Origin of the sequence: Sphingomonas sp. 2378 (genome assembly GCF_038084995.1) — a bacterium.
Lineage (GTDB): Bacteria > Pseudomonadota > Alphaproteobacteria > Sphingomonadales > Sphingomonadaceae > Sphingomonas.
On record NZ_JAXCMJ010000003.1, the window covers coordinates 1 to 15,178 of the forward strand.

General features: G+C 65.5%; 13 protein-coding genes and 1 tRNA gene. 8 read left to right on the forward strand and 6 right to left on the reverse strand.

Going from position 1 to position 15,178, the window contains the following annotated elements; translation table 11 throughout:
- Positions 1-177 precede the first annotated feature (177 nt).
- Positions 178-1,077, reverse strand: a complete 900-nt coding sequence (dapA, locus tag SM191_RS02285; protein WP_341504796.1) for a 4-hydroxy-tetrahydrodipicolinate synthase — start codon at positions 1,075-1,077, stop codon at positions 178-180.
- Positions 1,078-1,168: 91 nt separating this feature from the next.
- Here dapA and SM191_RS02290 point away from each other — a divergent pair, with 91 nt between their 5' ends.
- The 4 genes from SM191_RS02290 to SM191_RS02305 all read left to right on the forward strand — a co-directional run bounded on the left by SM191_RS02290 (position 1,169) and on the right by SM191_RS02305 (position 4,994).
- The gene (locus SM191_RS02290; RefSeq protein ID WP_341504797.1) at positions 1,169-3,175 is read left to right on the forward strand and encodes a lytic transglycosylase domain-containing protein; all 2,007 of its coding nucleotides are present in this window, start codon (positions 1,169-1,171) and stop codon (positions 3,173-3,175) included.
- Between the two features lie 27 nt (positions 3,176-3,202).
- The gene (greB, locus tag SM191_RS02295; protein WP_341504798.1) at positions 3,203-3,688 is read left to right on the forward strand and encodes a transcription elongation factor GreB; all 486 of its coding nucleotides are present in this window, start codon (positions 3,203-3,205) and stop codon (positions 3,686-3,688) included.
- A gap of 114 nt (positions 3,689-3,802) precedes the next feature.
- Positions 3,803-4,183: a DoxX family protein gene (locus SM191_RS02300; RefSeq protein ID WP_341504799.1), complete on the forward strand. Its 381-nt coding sequence runs from the start codon at positions 3,803-3,805 to the stop codon at positions 4,181-4,183.
- A 25-nt stretch (positions 4,184-4,208) separates the two neighbouring features.
- Entirely contained in the window at positions 4,209-4,994 is a 786-nt protein-coding gene (locus SM191_RS02305; protein WP_341504800.1) for an NYN domain-containing protein, read from the forward strand.
- 104 nt (positions 4,995-5,098) lie between these two features.
- Here SM191_RS02305 and SM191_RS02310 read toward each other — a convergent pair whose 3' ends face one another.
- Together SM191_RS02310 and ettA are read right to left on the reverse strand one after the other, a co-directional pair.
- Positions 5,099-6,283 (reverse strand): sensor histidine kinase, encoded by a 1,185-nt coding sequence (locus SM191_RS02310; protein WP_341504801.1) that lies wholly within the window; start codon positions 6,281-6,283, stop codon positions 5,099-5,101.
- Between the two features lie 179 nt (positions 6,284-6,462).
- Positions 6,463-8,142, reverse strand: coding sequence for an energy-dependent translational throttle protein EttA (ettA, locus tag SM191_RS02315; RefSeq protein ID WP_341504802.1), 1,680 nt, complete (start codon positions 8,140-8,142; stop codon positions 6,463-6,465).
- A gap of 105 nt (positions 8,143-8,247) precedes the next feature.
- Here ettA and SM191_RS02320 point away from each other — a divergent pair, with 105 nt between their 5' ends.
- The 4 genes from SM191_RS02320 to bfr all read left to right on the forward strand — a co-directional run bounded on the left by SM191_RS02320 (position 8,248) and on the right by bfr (position 11,369).
- Complete coding sequence (locus SM191_RS02320; RefSeq protein WP_341504803.1) at positions 8,248-9,645, forward strand: M20/M25/M40 family metallo-hydrolase; 1,398 nt, start codon at positions 8,248-8,250, stop codon at positions 9,643-9,645.
- 203 nt (positions 9,646-9,848) lie between these two features.
- Entirely contained in the window at positions 9,849-10,115 is a 267-nt protein-coding gene (locus SM191_RS02325) for a hypothetical protein (RefSeq protein ID WP_307000168.1), read from the forward strand.
- A 144-nt stretch (positions 10,116-10,259) separates the two neighbouring features.
- Positions 10,260-10,335: transfer RNA gene (locus tag SM191_RS02330), tRNA-Ile, on the forward strand.
- A 512-nt stretch (positions 10,336-10,847) separates the two neighbouring features.
- Positions 10,848-11,369: a bacterioferritin gene (gene bfr / locus SM191_RS02335; protein ID WP_261267856.1), complete on the forward strand. Its 522-nt coding sequence runs from the start codon at positions 10,848-10,850 to the stop codon at positions 11,367-11,369.
- Positions 11,370-11,663: 294 nt separating this feature from the next.
- Here the strand turns inward: bfr and der are convergent, their stop codons facing one another.
- From der to SM191_RS02350, 3 genes are all read right to left on the reverse strand, one after another.
- A complete protein-coding gene (gene der / locus SM191_RS02340; protein ID WP_341504804.1) occupies positions 11,664-13,034 on the reverse strand; it encodes a ribosome biogenesis GTPase Der in 1,371 nt (456 codons plus the stop codon).
- 83 nt (positions 13,035-13,117) lie between these two features.
- The gene (locus SM191_RS02345; protein ID WP_341504805.1) at positions 13,118-14,440 is read right to left on the reverse strand and encodes an outer membrane protein assembly factor BamB family protein; all 1,323 of its coding nucleotides are present in this window, start codon (positions 14,438-14,440) and stop codon (positions 13,118-13,120) included.
- Positions 14,437-15,138, reverse strand: coding sequence for a tetratricopeptide repeat protein (locus SM191_RS02350; protein ID WP_341504806.1), 702 nt, complete (start codon positions 15,136-15,138; stop codon positions 14,437-14,439). Before SM191_RS02350 ends, SM191_RS02345 begins: the two co-directional genes overlap by 4 nt.
- Between the last annotated feature and the right edge of the window lie 40 nt (positions 15,139-15,178).

Consider the following 15,178-nt stretch of genomic DNA (forward strand, 5'->3'; position numbering starts at 1 on the left):
GCGCCTGATCCCGAGCATGTCCCTCGATATACGCCATGACCGCAGAGTACACCGTCCCAGCGCGGCGGGGAATCCTCAACGCTGTTTTCGGACGATCTGAATCCTTCCAGGGGAGGAATAGAGTGAGTGTCGATCGACCCTAGGTTCATCGGGGATTGCGGCGCGAGAAAGGCCGGGTCAGATCAGTCCGGCATGTGCCAAGGCGGCATCGACCTGCGCACGTGCCGCTTCGGACGGCCAGGTCATAGGCAGGCGGACGCCGGTGGGGAAATGCCCGATGATCCGGCTGAGCGCATATTTGACGGGCCCCGGCGAGGCATCGCCGAACATCGCCTCGTGCAGCGGGAACAGTCGGTCGTGCAGTTCCAGCGCGCGCGCCATATCCCCCGCCGCGCACGCCGCCTGGAAATCAGCGCACAGGCGCGGCGCGACATTGGCGGTGACCGAGATACAGCCCACCCCGCCCATCGCGTTGAACGCCAGCGCCAGATCGTCATTGCCCGAAAGCTGGCAGAAATCGGGGCCGAGCGCGCCGCGATGATGCGACACCCGGGCCAGCGCACCGCTGGCATCCTTCACGCCCACGTATATCTCGGACGCCGCCTGGACGATGCGGATCAGCGTCGCGGGCTGGATATCCGTCACCGTGCGCCCCGGCACATTATAGAGCACGATCGGCAACGGAGCGGACTTGGCCAGCTCGGCGAAGTGGCGGGCGATCCCCTCCTGGCTGGGGCGGTTGTAATAGGGCGGCACCATCAGCGCGGCATCGGCGCCCGCTTGCTGCGCGGCTTTCAGATTCTCGATCGCCACGATCGTATCGTTGGAGCCCGCCCCGGCGATCACCGGCACCCGCCCGCGCGCCTGGTCGACGCAGACCCGGACGACATGGAAATGCTCGTCCTTGGGCATGGTCGCCGCCTCGCCCGTGGTGCCGCACGCGACCAGCGCCGACGATCCCTCCGCAATCTGCCATTCGACGAAATCCCGGAATTTCGCTTCGTCGAATGCTCCGCCGACATGATCGCCCCGATCGTCGAACGGCGTCACAAGCGCCGGGATGGACCCTGAAAACATGAGAGGAAACGCGCTCCTGCTGCGCCGAAATTAGGCCGGATGAGGGAATTTGTTCAGGACATGTACGGGTAGAGTCCCTATTCTGTCCACTATGATGGCATTGACGAAGGCGGGGGCGCTCCTCGCGACATTGGCGGGATCGATGGTCGCACCGGGCGGGCAGGACCAGCTCGACCGCTATCGCACCCAGATGGCGAATATGAGCCCCAACCAGAGCGCGGCAGGAATGCCCAGCCCCGCCGACGGCGCCATCGCGGCGGCTCTGGCGCAGTGGCGAGCACTGCAACAGACCGATTCGCTGCCCTTCGACAGCTATGCCGGGTTCCTGATGGCGCATCCCGGCTGGCCGGGCGAGGCAGGCTTCCGACGCGCGGCGGAGCGGCAGGCGGCGAACTTCACCGCCGCGCCGTCCAGCATGGTCGCCTATTTCCGCCGCTTCCCGCCAATGTCGGCGGCGGGCGGCGTCGCCTATGCCCGCGCGTTGCTGGCGACCGGCGCACCGGGCGAAGCGGCACAGGCGGCGCGGACCGCGTGGCGGCGGGGGACGCTGTCGCCAACCGACGAGGCGCTGGTCATGTCGACCTTCGCCGCGTCGCTGACGCCCGAGGATCATGATGCGCGGATGGACTCGCTGCTGTGGAGCGGACAGACCAGCGCGGCCGCCCGGCAACTCGGCTATACCAGTTCGGCACGACGCCCGGTCTTCACCGCCCGACTCGCCTTCCGCACCAAGTCGGCGGAGGCGGCCAGCCTGTCGGCCTCGACTGCCGAGCTTTATGCCAACGACGCGGGCTATGTCGCGGACCGTGCCATGTGGCTGCGCGATACGGGCGACAGCCTGACCGCGCGCTCCTGGCTCGCACGATCGCGGAATCTGAGCATCCGCCCCGGCAATGTCGAGAAATTTTACGAAACGCTGCTGCTCAACGCCCGCGCGGCGGCGTCCGACAATCAGCTTCAGACCGCCTATGACATCGCGCGGCAGGTGGACGATGCCTATCCCGCCGGAACCGACGTCTCGACCAAGCCCTATGGCGAGCGGGACGATTATACCAGCCTGGTCTGGCTGGCCGGGCAGAGCGCGATGAAGCTGGCGCGGCCCGCCGATGCAATGACGCTGTTCGACCGTTATGGCCGGGGCAGCCAGTCGCCACAGACGCGGGCCAAGGGCTTTTACTGGGCGGGTCGCGCAGCGGAGGCGGCGGGGCGCTCGACCGAGGCGGCGGGATTCTACAATCGCGCGGCGCAATATCGCGATCAGTTCTACGGCCAGCTTGCGCTGGAGCGGACCGGCCGCCCGCTGGTCGCCCCGCCCGCCATCGCGGCGACCAACGTGCCGCCCGCGACCCGCGCCGCCTTCGACGCGCGCGAGACGGTGCGCGCCGTCAGGTTCCTAGGCAATATCGGCCAGCGGCAGGACCAGAGCGCCTTTATCCGCCAGATCGCCGCCGATGCGGAGAGCGAGAGTGATCACCTCCTCGCCGCCGACCTGTCGCGCACGATCAACCGCCCCGATCTGGCGGTGATGGTGGGGCGCAGCGCGATGCAGAACGGGCTGACCGACTATTCGGCGGCGGGGTTCCCCATCGTGCCGGTCCCGTCCGGCTATGAATCGAGCTGGACGATCATCCACGCCATCGCACGGCAGGAAAGCCAGTTCGACCGCGCCGCCGTCAGCCATGCGGGCGCGCGCGGGTTGATGCAGTTGATGCCCGCCACCGCCGCCGAGCAGTCGGGCAAGATCGGGCTGGCCTATTCCCCTGCCTCGCTGACCGCCGATCCGAACCTGTCGATCCAGCTCGGCGCCAGCTATTTCGAGCGGATCCGCAACAATTACGGCAGCTATCCGCTCGCCATCGCGGCGTATAATGCAGGCGGCGGCAATGTGAACAAATGGCTGCGGCTCAACGGCGATCCCCGAACCGGCGCGGTCGATATTGTCGACTGGATCGAGGCGATTCCCTATTCCGAGACGCGCAACTATGTGCAGCGCGTGCTGGAGAATGCCGTCGTCTATGACCTGATGAACCCCAGCCGCGCCACCAGCCGGGGGACGACGCCGCTCAGCTGGTATCTCGGCAAGTCGCGTCCGGGTTGATCGGGGGCGTCCAGGCGATAGAGCGGGATGATGGACCGTCCCAACTATATCACCCCTGCGGGCTATTCCGCGCTGCGCCAGGAATATGAGGCGCTGTTCGCGGTCGAGCGGCCCAAGCTGGTCGACACCATCGCCTGGGCGGCGGGCAATGGCGACCGGTCGGAGAATGGCGACTATATCTATGGTCGCAAGCGTCTACGCGAGATCGACCGGCGGCTGGGCTGGCTGTCCAAGCGGATGAAGGCGGCCAAGGTCATCGATCCCGCGCGCCAGGAAGACCGCAGCAAGGTGTGGTTCGGCGCCACCGTCACCATCGCGGACGAAGACGATAACGAACGGGTGCTGACTTTGGTCGGCGATGACGAGGCGGATGCCGGCCAGGGGCGTGTCGGCTGGAACGCGCCGCTCGTCCGCGCGCTGCGGGGCGCGGGCGTCGGCGACCTCCGCCGAGTCTCGCTGCCTGCGGGCGAGCGGGAATATGAGGTGATCGCGATCACCTATCCGCAAGAATAGCGCCCCCCGCAGCAACGAATCGTTTCCCGACCGAAGCTTGCGCTGGATCAGGGATCGGCGATGAAGGCGGCATGAGGTCGCGATCGGCGCGGCCGTTTGTGAAGGTCATCGGCCATGCCCATTCCCGCCCGCTGGTCCGCCCCCCTGCTGTCGCTGTTCCGGGCCGTATTCGGGCTGGTCTTCCTGTCGCACGGCGTATCGAAATTCTTCGCGCTCCCGCCCTTCCCCATGCCGCTCAGCCCATTGCTGACGGCGGCGGGTGTGCTGGAACTGGTCGGCGGCGCGCTGCTGCTGATCGGATTGTTCACCCGCCCGGTGGCGTTCATCCTGTCGGGCCAGATGGCGGTCGCCTATTTCATGGCGCATGCGCCGCAAGGGTTCCTGCCGCTCGCCAATGGCGGCGAGGCGGCGATCCTCTATTGCTTCGCCTTCCTGTATCTCGCGGCGGCGGATGGCGGATCGATCGGCGTCGATGCAATGCGGCGTGGAAGCTGACGCGGCGCTCTGATAGTCAGGGCGCATGAACGCACTGACCCGCAATATCGCGCTGCTCATCGATGCCGACAATGCCCAGTCGGCGGCCATCGACCCTGTTTTGACGGTGCTGGCCGAACTGGGCACGGTCAATGTCCGCCGTGCCTATGGCAACTGGTCCAAGCCTGGTCTGAAGGGCTGGCGCGACGTCATGGTCAAACATGGTATCGAGCCACAGCAGCAGTTCGACCTGACCAAGGGGAAGAACGCCACCGACATGAAGATGACGATCGACGCGATGGACCTGCTCTTTCGCGGGCGGATCGATGGGTTCGGGATCATGTCGTCGGACAGCGACTTCATGCCGCTCGCCACCCGCATCCGGCAGGACGGCTTTCCCGTCTATGGCTTCGGCAACAGCCGCACGCCCGAGGCGTTCCAACAGGCGTGCAGCCGCTTCATCGATGTCGGCGCGCTGATCGGCGAGGCGTCTCGTTCCGCCGCCGTCTCCGCGACGAAGCCGACGGCCGCCGACGTGCCCCTGGCCGATTCGCTGCCCCCTTCGATCGAGGCGTCCAAGCGGACCGCCGGTACGCCGCGCCCCATCGACGAGGAACTGCTCAAGCTGCTGGTCGATGCCTATAACAACGTGAAGCGCGACGAACGGGGTTTCGCCAGCCTGTCCGCCATGGGTCAGCTTGCCGGCAATCGCTCCAGCTTCGATACGCGCAATTACGGCTTCAAGCGGCTGTCCGACCTGATCGAGGCGGTCCCCAATTTCCAGACCGAGCGGCGCGAGGACGGGCGCACCTTCGTCAAGCGGATGCGTTAAATCCTCCCAGGTACGGGGATGGGGAGCGCCGCGAAGGGCAACCTGTTTGAAAGCCCCCCTCCGTCCGGCCTTCGGCCTGCCCCCTCCCCTTACAGGGGAGAGTTTTAGTCCCTGGGATCGGGCATGGTCAGCGTCGCGCAAGTGCCCGGCCCCGCATCCTCGAACCGCACCTCGCCGCGCAACTGGCGCGCCAGGCTGGCGATCATCCGCATGCCCAGGCTGTGTCGCGACGCCGCCTTCATGTCGAAATCTTCGGGCAGCCCCCTGCCCCGGTCGCGGACCGACAGGATGATCTGCCCGTCCCGCGCATGGAGCCCCACGTCGATCCCGCCGCCGCCTTCGTCATAGGCGTATTTGATCGCATTGGTCAGCAATTCGGTCAGCATCAGGCCGATCGGGATGGCGGTATCGGCGTTCATTTCGATCGCCGCGATATCGCAGTGAACCTGATGGTTCTGCGCCTGTTGCGCCAGTTGTTCCGCGATGCCGCAGGCCAGATCGTCGAGGCACACGATCCCCACCCGCTCGCCGCGCCAGAGCTGGTCGTGGGTCTGCGCGATCGCGGTGATTCGCGCCTGCGCATCGTTCAGCATCCGCAACACGCGGGGGTCGTCATCCTCCTGCTTTTGCAGGTTCAGCATCGCGGAGACCAGCGCCAGGCTGTTCTTCACCCGATGGCTGGCCTCGCGGGTCAGCAGTTGCTGATGCTCAACCGCCTCGGCCAGACGACGCTCGGCCTCTTGCCGCTCGATCGCGACGCCAATCAGGTTGGCGAAACCCTGCATGAAGGCCAGATCGGCCTCCTCGAACCGCCCTTCGTCCGTACTGTCGACTTCCAGCACGCCGTAACGCTGACCCGATGCCTCGACAATCACATTGATCGCGCGCCGAATCCCGTGGTCGGCCATGAATTGCGGCGTGCGAAACCGCTCTTCCCGGTCGAGATGGTTGGAAATGACCCCCAGCCCCGTCTGGAGCGCGAAACCGGCCGGAGAGCCCAGATCGGTACGCATCTCGGTCGATCCGATCACGCCCTCGCCCCAGCCGACGCCGGTGCGGACCAGCAACGTGTCGCGGTCGGGCCGATATTCCAGAAACTTGCAGAAACGCGAACGCATGCCCTCGGCACATAATTCGGTCGCGCGTTGCAGCATCGGGTCCAGATCCCGCGCACGCAACGCCTCGATACCGAAAGCGGCGAGGACCGATTGCTGGCGAAGCCGGTAATGCAACTGTCCCGCGCGGTCGACTTCCGAATCCTCGCCCTGCGCCTGTTCCACCACCGCCATTCGCCATCGAATCCCTTATCGCCCCTTTGCGCACGGCCCGAGAGTAGGTATTCGCTTAACCGTTTTAAACCCGATCAAAATCCCTTCCGGAGCCATCGGCAATCCCGATCGCCCATAGCATGATGCCCTCCCCGATCGCCCGGGAAGGGCATCACGGCGCGGCAAAGCCTGTCGCCCGATCAGCGCGTCAGCTTCTTGTACGCCAACCGGGTCGGACGGTCGGCGGCATCGCCCATGCGGCGACGCTTGTCCTCTTCATAGGATTCGTAATTGCCCTCGAACCACTCGACATGGCTGTCGCCCTCGAACGCCAGGATGTGGGTGCAGAGGCGATCGAGGAAGAAGCGATCGTGGCTGATGACCACGGCGCAGCCCGCGAACGTCTCCAGCGCCTCTTCCAGCGCGCGCAGCGTTTCCACGTCGAGGTCGTTGGTCGGCTCGTCGAGCAGCAGGACGTTGCCGCCCTCCTTCAGCATCTTGGCCATGTGGACGCGGTTGCGTTCACCGCCGGACAACTGGCCGACCTTCTTCTGCTGGTCGGGGCCACGGAAGTTGAACGCGCCGACATAGGCGCGCGTGCCCAGTTCCTGCTTGCCGAAGCGGAAGACCTCCAGCTCGTCAGAGATTTCCTGCCAGACATTCTTGTTGGGATCGAGGTCGTCGCGGCTCTGGTCGACATAGCCGAGCTTGACGGTCGAGCCGATCTCGATCGTGCCCGCATCGGGCTGTTCCTGCCCGGTGATCAGCTTGAACAGCGTCGACTTGCCCGCGCCGTTGGGCCCGATCACGCCGACGATCCCACCCGGCGGCAGCATGAAGTCGAGATTCTCGAACAGCAGCTTGTCGCCATAGGATTTGGTCAGCCCCTTGGCCTCGATGACCTTGCCGCCCAGCCGCTCGGGGATCTGGATCAGGATCTGCGCCTTGCCCGCGACGCGGTTTTCCTGCTTCTCCATCAGTTCCTCGAACGCACGGATACGCGCCTTCGACTTGGTCTGACGGGCCTTGGGCGTCTGACGCATCCAGGCGAGTTCGTCGGCGATCGCCTTCTGCTTGCCCGCCTCGTCGCGCTCTTCCTGCTCCAGGCGCTTGGCCTTCTTTTCCAGATAGCCGGAATAGTTGGACTCGTAGGTGTAGTAGCGGCCGCGATCGAGTTCGAGCACCCAGTTGACGACGTTATCCAGGAAGTAACGGTCGTGGGTGACGAGGATGACGTTACCCGCATATTCCTTCAGATAGTTTTCCAGCCACGACACGCTTTCCGCGTCGAGGTGGTTGGTCGGTTCGTCGAGCAGCAGCACGTCGGGCTTTTCGAGCAGCAGCTTGCACAGCGCCACGCGGCGCTTCTCACCGCCCGACAGGCGCGTGACATCGGCATCGCCCGGCGGGCAGCGCAGCGCTTCCATCGCCTGCTCCAGCTGGCTGTCGAGCGACCAGCCGTCGACCGCGTCGATCTTGGCCTGCAACTCGCCCATCTCTTCCATCAGGGCGTCGAAATCGGTGTCGTCCTTGGGATCGCCCATCTCGGCCGAGATGGCGTTGAAGCGATCGACCAGATCGGCGATCGGGCGCACGCCGTCCTTCACATTGCCCATCACGTCCTTCGACGGATCGAGCTGCGGCTCCTGCGCCAGATAGCCGACGCGGACACCCTCGGCGGCCCAGGCCTCGCCGGTGAAGTCCGTATCCATGCCCGCCATGATCTTCATCAGCGTGGACTTGCCCGCGCCGTTCGGACCGATGATCGCGATCTTCGCGCTCGGCAGGAACTGGAGGTGGATATTGTTGAGGACAGGCTTGTTGGCGCCGGGGAAGGTCTTGGTCAGACCCTTCATCACATAGGTATATTGGACGGCCATGGCGGCGCGGGGCTCCGTGCTTTTCGACTGTAGGATGGTTTAGCGCCCATGTAGTCGGTGGGCGGGCGGTTGGCAAACGGGACTGGCTGGGCAACAGTCGGGATCATGAAGCGCTTTCTCCTTGCGGCCCTTGCCGCCTCCGCCCTGACCTCTCCCGTTCTGGCACAGCGGACGCCCCCGCCGATGCCCGCCGCCATCGCGCCGGAGGTCGAGCGGTTGCGCGACGCCGCGCTGACCGACACGGTCGCCTGGGACATTGTCGAGGGGCTGACCACCGAGGTCGGCCAGCGGTTGGCAGGCACCGAAGCAGAGGCGCGGGCCCGCGACTGGGCCGTCGCCCGGCTGACCGCGCTGGGCTTCAAGAATGTGCGGATCGAACCCTATCGAATGCCGGTCTGGGAACGCGGGGCGGAAAGCGCCGAGATCCTCGCCCCCTTCCCGCAGAAGCTGACGCTCGCCGCGCTCGGCAATTCGGGGGCGACCCCGGCGGCAGGGTTGACCGCCGAAGTCGCCGTCTTCCCCAGCATGGCCGCGTTCCAGGCCGCGCCGGACAGCGCGATCAAGGGGCGAATCGTCTATATCGGCAACGCCATGCCCCGGACGCAGGACGGCGCGGGCTACGGGGCCTATGGCACTGCGCGCTTCACCGGCCCGGCGCTGGCGGCCCAGCGCGGCGCGGTGGCGATCGTCATCCGCTCGATCGGCACCGATCATCACCGCTTCCCGCACACCGGCACCACCAATTTTCCCGAGGGCGTGAAGCCGATCCCGGCGGCGGCGTTGTCCGTCCCCGATGCCGAGCAGTTGGAGCGAATCGCCAGCCGGGGGCAGCCGGTGCGCATGAAGCTGGTCCTCACCCCCCGCATGGTGGGCGCGCGCGAATCGGGCAACGTCATCGCCGAGGTGCCGGGCAGCGATCCGTCGGCAGGGATCGTGCTGGTCGGCGGCCATCTCGACAGCTGGGACCTGGGCACCGGCGCGATCGACGATGCCAGCGGCGTGGCGATCACCGCAGCGGCCGCCAAGCGGATCATGGACGCGGGCACGCCGCGCCGCACGATCCGCGTCGTCTGGTTCGGCGCGGAAGAGGTCGGCGGCATGGGGGGCGCGGCCTATGCCAAGGCGCACGCCGATGAGCGTCACGCCACGGCGTCGGAGAGTGACTTCGGCGCGGACCGGGTCTGGCGGTTCGAGGTCAACGTGCCCGCCGCCGCACAGCCCGTTGCGGACCGGCTCCAGACCGCGCTTGCGCCGCTCGGCATCACGCGGGGCATCGGCCTGGGCGGCGACGGCACCGATATCGGCCCGACGCTGAAGCTGGGCACCGGCGCGATCGACCTGAACCAGTCGGGATGGGATTATTTCGACACCCATCACACGCCCGACGACGTGCTGGACCGGGTCGATCCGGCGGCATTGCGGCAGAATGTGGCGGCGTGGACCGCGATGCTGGCGGTCGTCGCCAACGCGCCCGAGGCGATCGGCCCGGTTACGCCGCGCTGATGGCCGCTGGCATCGCTCTGTGCCGGTAACGTTTTGGTAACGCCAACGCCTTGAAAAAGCCCGATCCGTGCCATCGGTTCGTCGCGAACCTTGCGGTCATGTGAATTTTGCGGATTGACCGCGATGAACCGCGCGTTATTTGAGCCGCTTCGCGACGGCATTCGGGTCGGCCGCGATGATTGCTTATGCTTGGGAGCATTCGAATGAAGAAGATTGCCTTTGTTCTCGCTGCCGCCGGCCTGATGTCCGTGGCCGCCTGCACGAAGTCGCCTGAGGCGGCCGCTGTTGAAAACAACGCGGACATGCTGGCTGACAACATGGAAATGCAGGCCGACAACCTCGAAGCGGTTGCCGACAACACCTCGAACGGTGCTGCCGCTGCGACCCTCGAGAACGCTGCCGACAACATGAACGCCGCTGCCGACAACGTCCGTGACGCTGCCGACGCCAAGGCGGACAACATGCAGTAATGTCGCCTCGGACCTTCGGGTCCGAAGCGCCGACTGCTTGTCGGAAAAGGGCGCCTTCCTCGCGAAGGTGCCCTTTTTCTTTTATGGGATCGCCAATCCCCCGTTGCGAACGCGCACGCCGTCACGCTACGGACATTTTCGGTGGGGCCTGTAGCTCAATGGTTAGAGCTGGCCGCTCATAACGGCTAGGTTGCGGGTTCGAGTCCTGCCGGGCCCACCAATCCCCATTCGCGCATCACCCGCACTGGCCACATGCATCCTGGGCCAATGACGTCCTGCGCGTTGTCCTGCTCGACCGGCACTTCCGAGGTCTCCCACGATAGGCCACCGCCGGCGACCGTTCGGCGTCGCGATAGGCCCGCGCAATACATATTCGATCTCCGCGACGCTCTGGCCAGCCGCAAACCAATGGAATCCCCGTTCAGAGATAACGCCGCAGACATAGTGTTTGCCGAGCTACCGCGCACGGTCGGGAGATATTGGCAGGCTGAAGAACCCCGATCGTTCCGATCAACGATCATGAGCCCCTCGAGAAATATCTCCGGCAATCCACTCAATTTCTCCGGTCCGCCACTCACCGGAAGCTGCGAACGCCTTTCAACTTCAATCGCAAATCTCACAACTTTTATTGCCTGAAAATGGTTCGCAGTTTTACTTGTGAAAATCTCCTTGCCGTCCTTACGGATATTCCCGTAATGTGGCGAGCGAGCCGATTTACGAAGGATGAAGGCAATGGCAGTCAAGGGCGACCCCAAGGTCATCGAGTTTTTGAACGAGGCGCTCAAGAACGAGCTGACCGCGATCAATCAGTATTTCCTGCACTACCGTCTGCTCGACCATTGGGGCGTCTACAAGCTCGCCCAGTTCGAGTATAAGGAGTCGATCGACGAGATGCGCCACGCCGATTGGCTGGCAGAGCGTATCCTGTATCTGGACGGCCTGCCCAATTTTCAGCTGCTCGGTCGCCTGCGCATCGGCGAGACGGTGGAAGAGGTGCTCAAGGGCGATCTCGCCATCGAGATCGAGGCGGTGGCGCAGCTCAAGGGAGCGATCGCCTATTGCGAGGAAGTCCGCGACTATGTCAGCCGCGACCTGTTCCAGCGCATCCTCGCCAGCGAGGAAGAGCATGTCGACACCCTGGAACGCCAGTTCGAGATGATCGAGCGCATGGGCATCCAGAACTATGTCCAGTTGAACGCCATGGCGGAAAACGACGCCCCCAAGTCGGGCGCAGCGCCGCACCTGCAAGGGTAATGGCGGCTGGGGGTGGGTTTGATAGCCCGCCCCCTTCCGGCTTTCGGGCTCCCTCCCCGTCCAGCCCATATATCCCCTCACCCCCGTTCAGCCTGAGCGAAGTCGAAGGCCACGGAAAACCCTTCGCCATAAAGCCCCTTCCAAGCTTGGCCGAGGCCATCCCATGGCCTTCGACTTCGCTCAGGCTGAACGGAGGTGGGGCTGGAACGGAACAGAGGTGGGTCTGGAGCGGAGCGGAAGTGCGGACTAGCCCAAGGGTGGAATGAGCATCAGGCGGGGCTTGCGCCCCTGCCCTCAATCCTTGTTCGCGAAGGGGTTCTTCGGTGCCCGCAGCGTCAGGCGCACCGGCACCGCGCCGAAGCCCAGTTCCCGCCGCATCGAATTGACCAGATAACGCTCATAGCTCGCGGGCAACTGGTCCACCCGTGTCCCGAAGATCACGAAACTCGGCGGACGCGACTTGATCTGGGTGACGTAGCGCAGCTTGATCCGCTTGCCGCCGGGCGCGGGCGGCGGGTTGGCGTCGACCGCCTTTTCGAACCAGCGGTTGAGCTCGCCGGTCGGCACGCGCTTCGACCAGGCCGCACGCGTCTCGAACGCCGCCTCGATCAGCGTGTCCAGCCCCTTGCCGGTCGCGGCTGACACCGCAAGCAACGGCACGCCCTTCACCTGGCTAAGCCCATCCTCCAGCGCCTTGCGAACGCCGTTGAACAGCGACGACGGGCTTTCCGCCACGTCCCATTTGTTCAGCGCGATGAGCAGCGCCCGCCCCTCTTCCAGCACGCGGTCGGCGATGCGCAGGTCCTGCGATTCCAGTCCCAGGGTCGCGTCGAGCAGCAGCACGACGACCTCGGCGAAGTCCACCGCGCGCAGGGCGTCGGCGACGGACAACTTTTCCAGCTTGTCCTGAACCTTGGCCTTCTTGCGCATCCCCGCCGTGTCGATCAGGCGAACCTGCCGCGTCTCGCCGTCGCGGTCGCGCCATTCCCAGTCGATCGCGATCGAATCGCGGGTGATCCCCGCCTCCGGCCCGGTGATCAGGCGATCCTGACCGAGGAAACGGTTGATGAGGGTGGACTTGCCCGCATTGGGCCGCCCGACGATCGCCAGCTTCAGCGGCGCGAAGGGATTTTCAAGGTCGACTTCCTCTTCTTCCTCGATCTCGACATCGATGAAGGGCAGCAGCGCCTCGAACAGATCGCCCACGCCTTCGCCATGTTCGGCGGAAAGCTGGACCGGATCGCCGAAGCCGAGCGCCAGCGCTTCGAGAATGCCCTGTTCCGCCGCACGCCCCTCGGCCTTGTTGGCGGCGAGGACGATCGGCGTGTCCGAACTGCGCAGCCAGCGCGCGATTTCCTCGTCCAGCGGCATGATCCCGGCGCGGGCATCGACCAGGAACAAGGCGACATCGGCCTCGCCCACCGCCGCCTCGGTCTGGCGGCGCATGCGGCCGGGGAGCGTATCGGGGTCTTCGTCTTCATAGCCCGCCGTGTCGATCACACGGAAATCGAGACCCAGCAGATGCGCGTCGCCTTCACGCCGGTCGCGCGTCACGCCGGGCCGGTCATCGACCAGCGCCAGCTTCTTTCCGACCAGACGATTGAACAGCGTCGACTTGCCGACATTGGGACGGCCGACGATCGCGACGATAGGGAGTTTTGCCATCGCCGTCCGTTAGCGAAAGGCGAGCCTTTCGTCACGGTACAAAACATACCGTCCCCCCAGCGCGACGGAGGGACGGCCGTCCATCACTTATAGGCGGCGATCCGCCCCTTCTGATCCAGGACGTACAGCACGCCGTTCGCCACGATCGGCGGCAGGGCGAAGGGCGTCTTGGCCTCGACCGTCGCCTGCACCGATCCGTCGCCCGGATTGGCATAGACGATCTGCCCTTCCGAATTGGTCAGGATCAGGCGATTGCCCGCCAGCACCGGGCCGAACCAGGTGATGGCGCCGTTCTTCTTCTTCTCGTTATGGAAACGCTGAAGCTGCGAAATCCAGCGCGCCTTGCCGCTCGACCGGGCCAAAGCCACAAGCCGGGCGTCGTCAGTGACGAGGAAGATCCACTCGCCCGCGATCCAGGGCGTCGAGATGCCAGCGAAATTCTGTTCCCACAGACGCTGGCCTGTCGACAGTTCCAGCGCGACCATGCGGCCGCCCTGGCCCAGCGCATAGACGCGGCCCTGATCGATCACCGGTGCGGCGTCGATATCCGACAGCGTCGACACCGAGGTCGAGATGCTCGTCCGCGACAGCGCGTCCTGCCACAACATGCGGCCATTCTCGTAGCGATAGGCGTTCAGTTCGCCGCTGGAGAATCCGGCGACGACCGTGCCCTGGCTGGCGGCGGGGGCCGCGACGCCGAACACGCCCTGCGTTTCCAGCGTTCCCTGCCCGGCCCAGACGATCTTACCATCCGCCTGGTTGATCGCGTAGAGTTGATTGTCCTGGGTCAGGACATAGACATTGCCATTGGCGATGGTCGGCGATCCGCGCAGCGGGCCACCCGGCTTGGCACGCCACAGCACCTTGCCATCGGCGGCATTGGCCGCGATCACGTCGCCCAAACCATCGGTGGCATAGACCGTGCCGCTGTCATAGCTGGCACCGCCGCCGAAGCGCGCGAGCCGGTTCTGGTCGCCCTCGGTGATCCCCGCCGACCACAGCTTCGCGCCGGTATCGGCGTTCAGCGCCTGGAGATTGCCCTCGACATCGACGACGAACAGCTTGTTCTCGGCGACGACGGGCGCGGCCCCCAGCGGGTCGCGCGCCGAACCGCCGTTGATCGTCGCTTCCCACAGACGCTGCGGCTGCTCGCCGAGCGCGAGCTGGCCCATCGACTTGGCGGCGTTGCCACCGGGCTGCGCCCATTCGGGATTCGTCTCGGGCGCGGGTAGCAGGACCTGCACATCGGCGATCGTCTTGTCGGCCTCGACCCCGGTTTCGGACACCAGGATCGGCACCCGGTTGCCCACGGTCGGGGTCTTTTTCGGGGCGCTCTTGAACACCCCACAGGCGCCGAGCGCCATCAACGCGGCGAGCGCGGCCGAGGTGCGGAAATGCTTCGTCATTGGGTCTTGGTGTCCTCACTCTGGCCGACGGCATCGACCCCCAATACGCCGGCCATCTGAACCGCACGTTGCCGCAACGTATCGGGCACATCCTTCTCGCTGGCAATCTGCCCGAACAGGCGGCCGGCCTGGGCGCGCTTGTTCTGACGGAGATAGGCAATGGCGACCATCTCGCCCGCGCTGCCGAAATAGGCGTTGCCGGGCACCGCCATGCCGCCCAGCCGCGCGATCACGGCCTCGGGCTTCAGCGTGTCATATTCGGCCATGGTCTGGCGGACCAGCGCCAGGTCGCGGAACGGCTTGGCGAGCGAGGCGTCGTTGGCGATCGTCGCGAAGCGCGCGGCGGCCCCCTTCAGGTCGTCCTTCTGAAGAAGAATGTCCGCCTGGGTGAACTGCGCCAGCGCGCGGTACGCATCGACGTTCGAGGCGGCCAGCGTCTTCAGCTTGGCGTCCGCCGTCTTGGTGTCGTTCTCCGCCAGCGCGTCATAGGCCGACTGCAACTGCTCGCCATCGGCCGCCGCCGCCTGGGTCCGGTGATGCTGCCAATAGAGATAGCCGCCGAAGGCCGCGAGCACGATGACGACCAGCGCACCGACAATAAGGCCCCAGCGGGTCCAGAAACGGGTCAGCCGATCGCGACGCAGTTCGTCGTCGACCTCGCTCATAAAGGCCTGGCTGGATTGGGGCGTTAGGGCCAAGACGGGCTCCGCTATTCTGGATCAAGGCAATTGGAAGCCG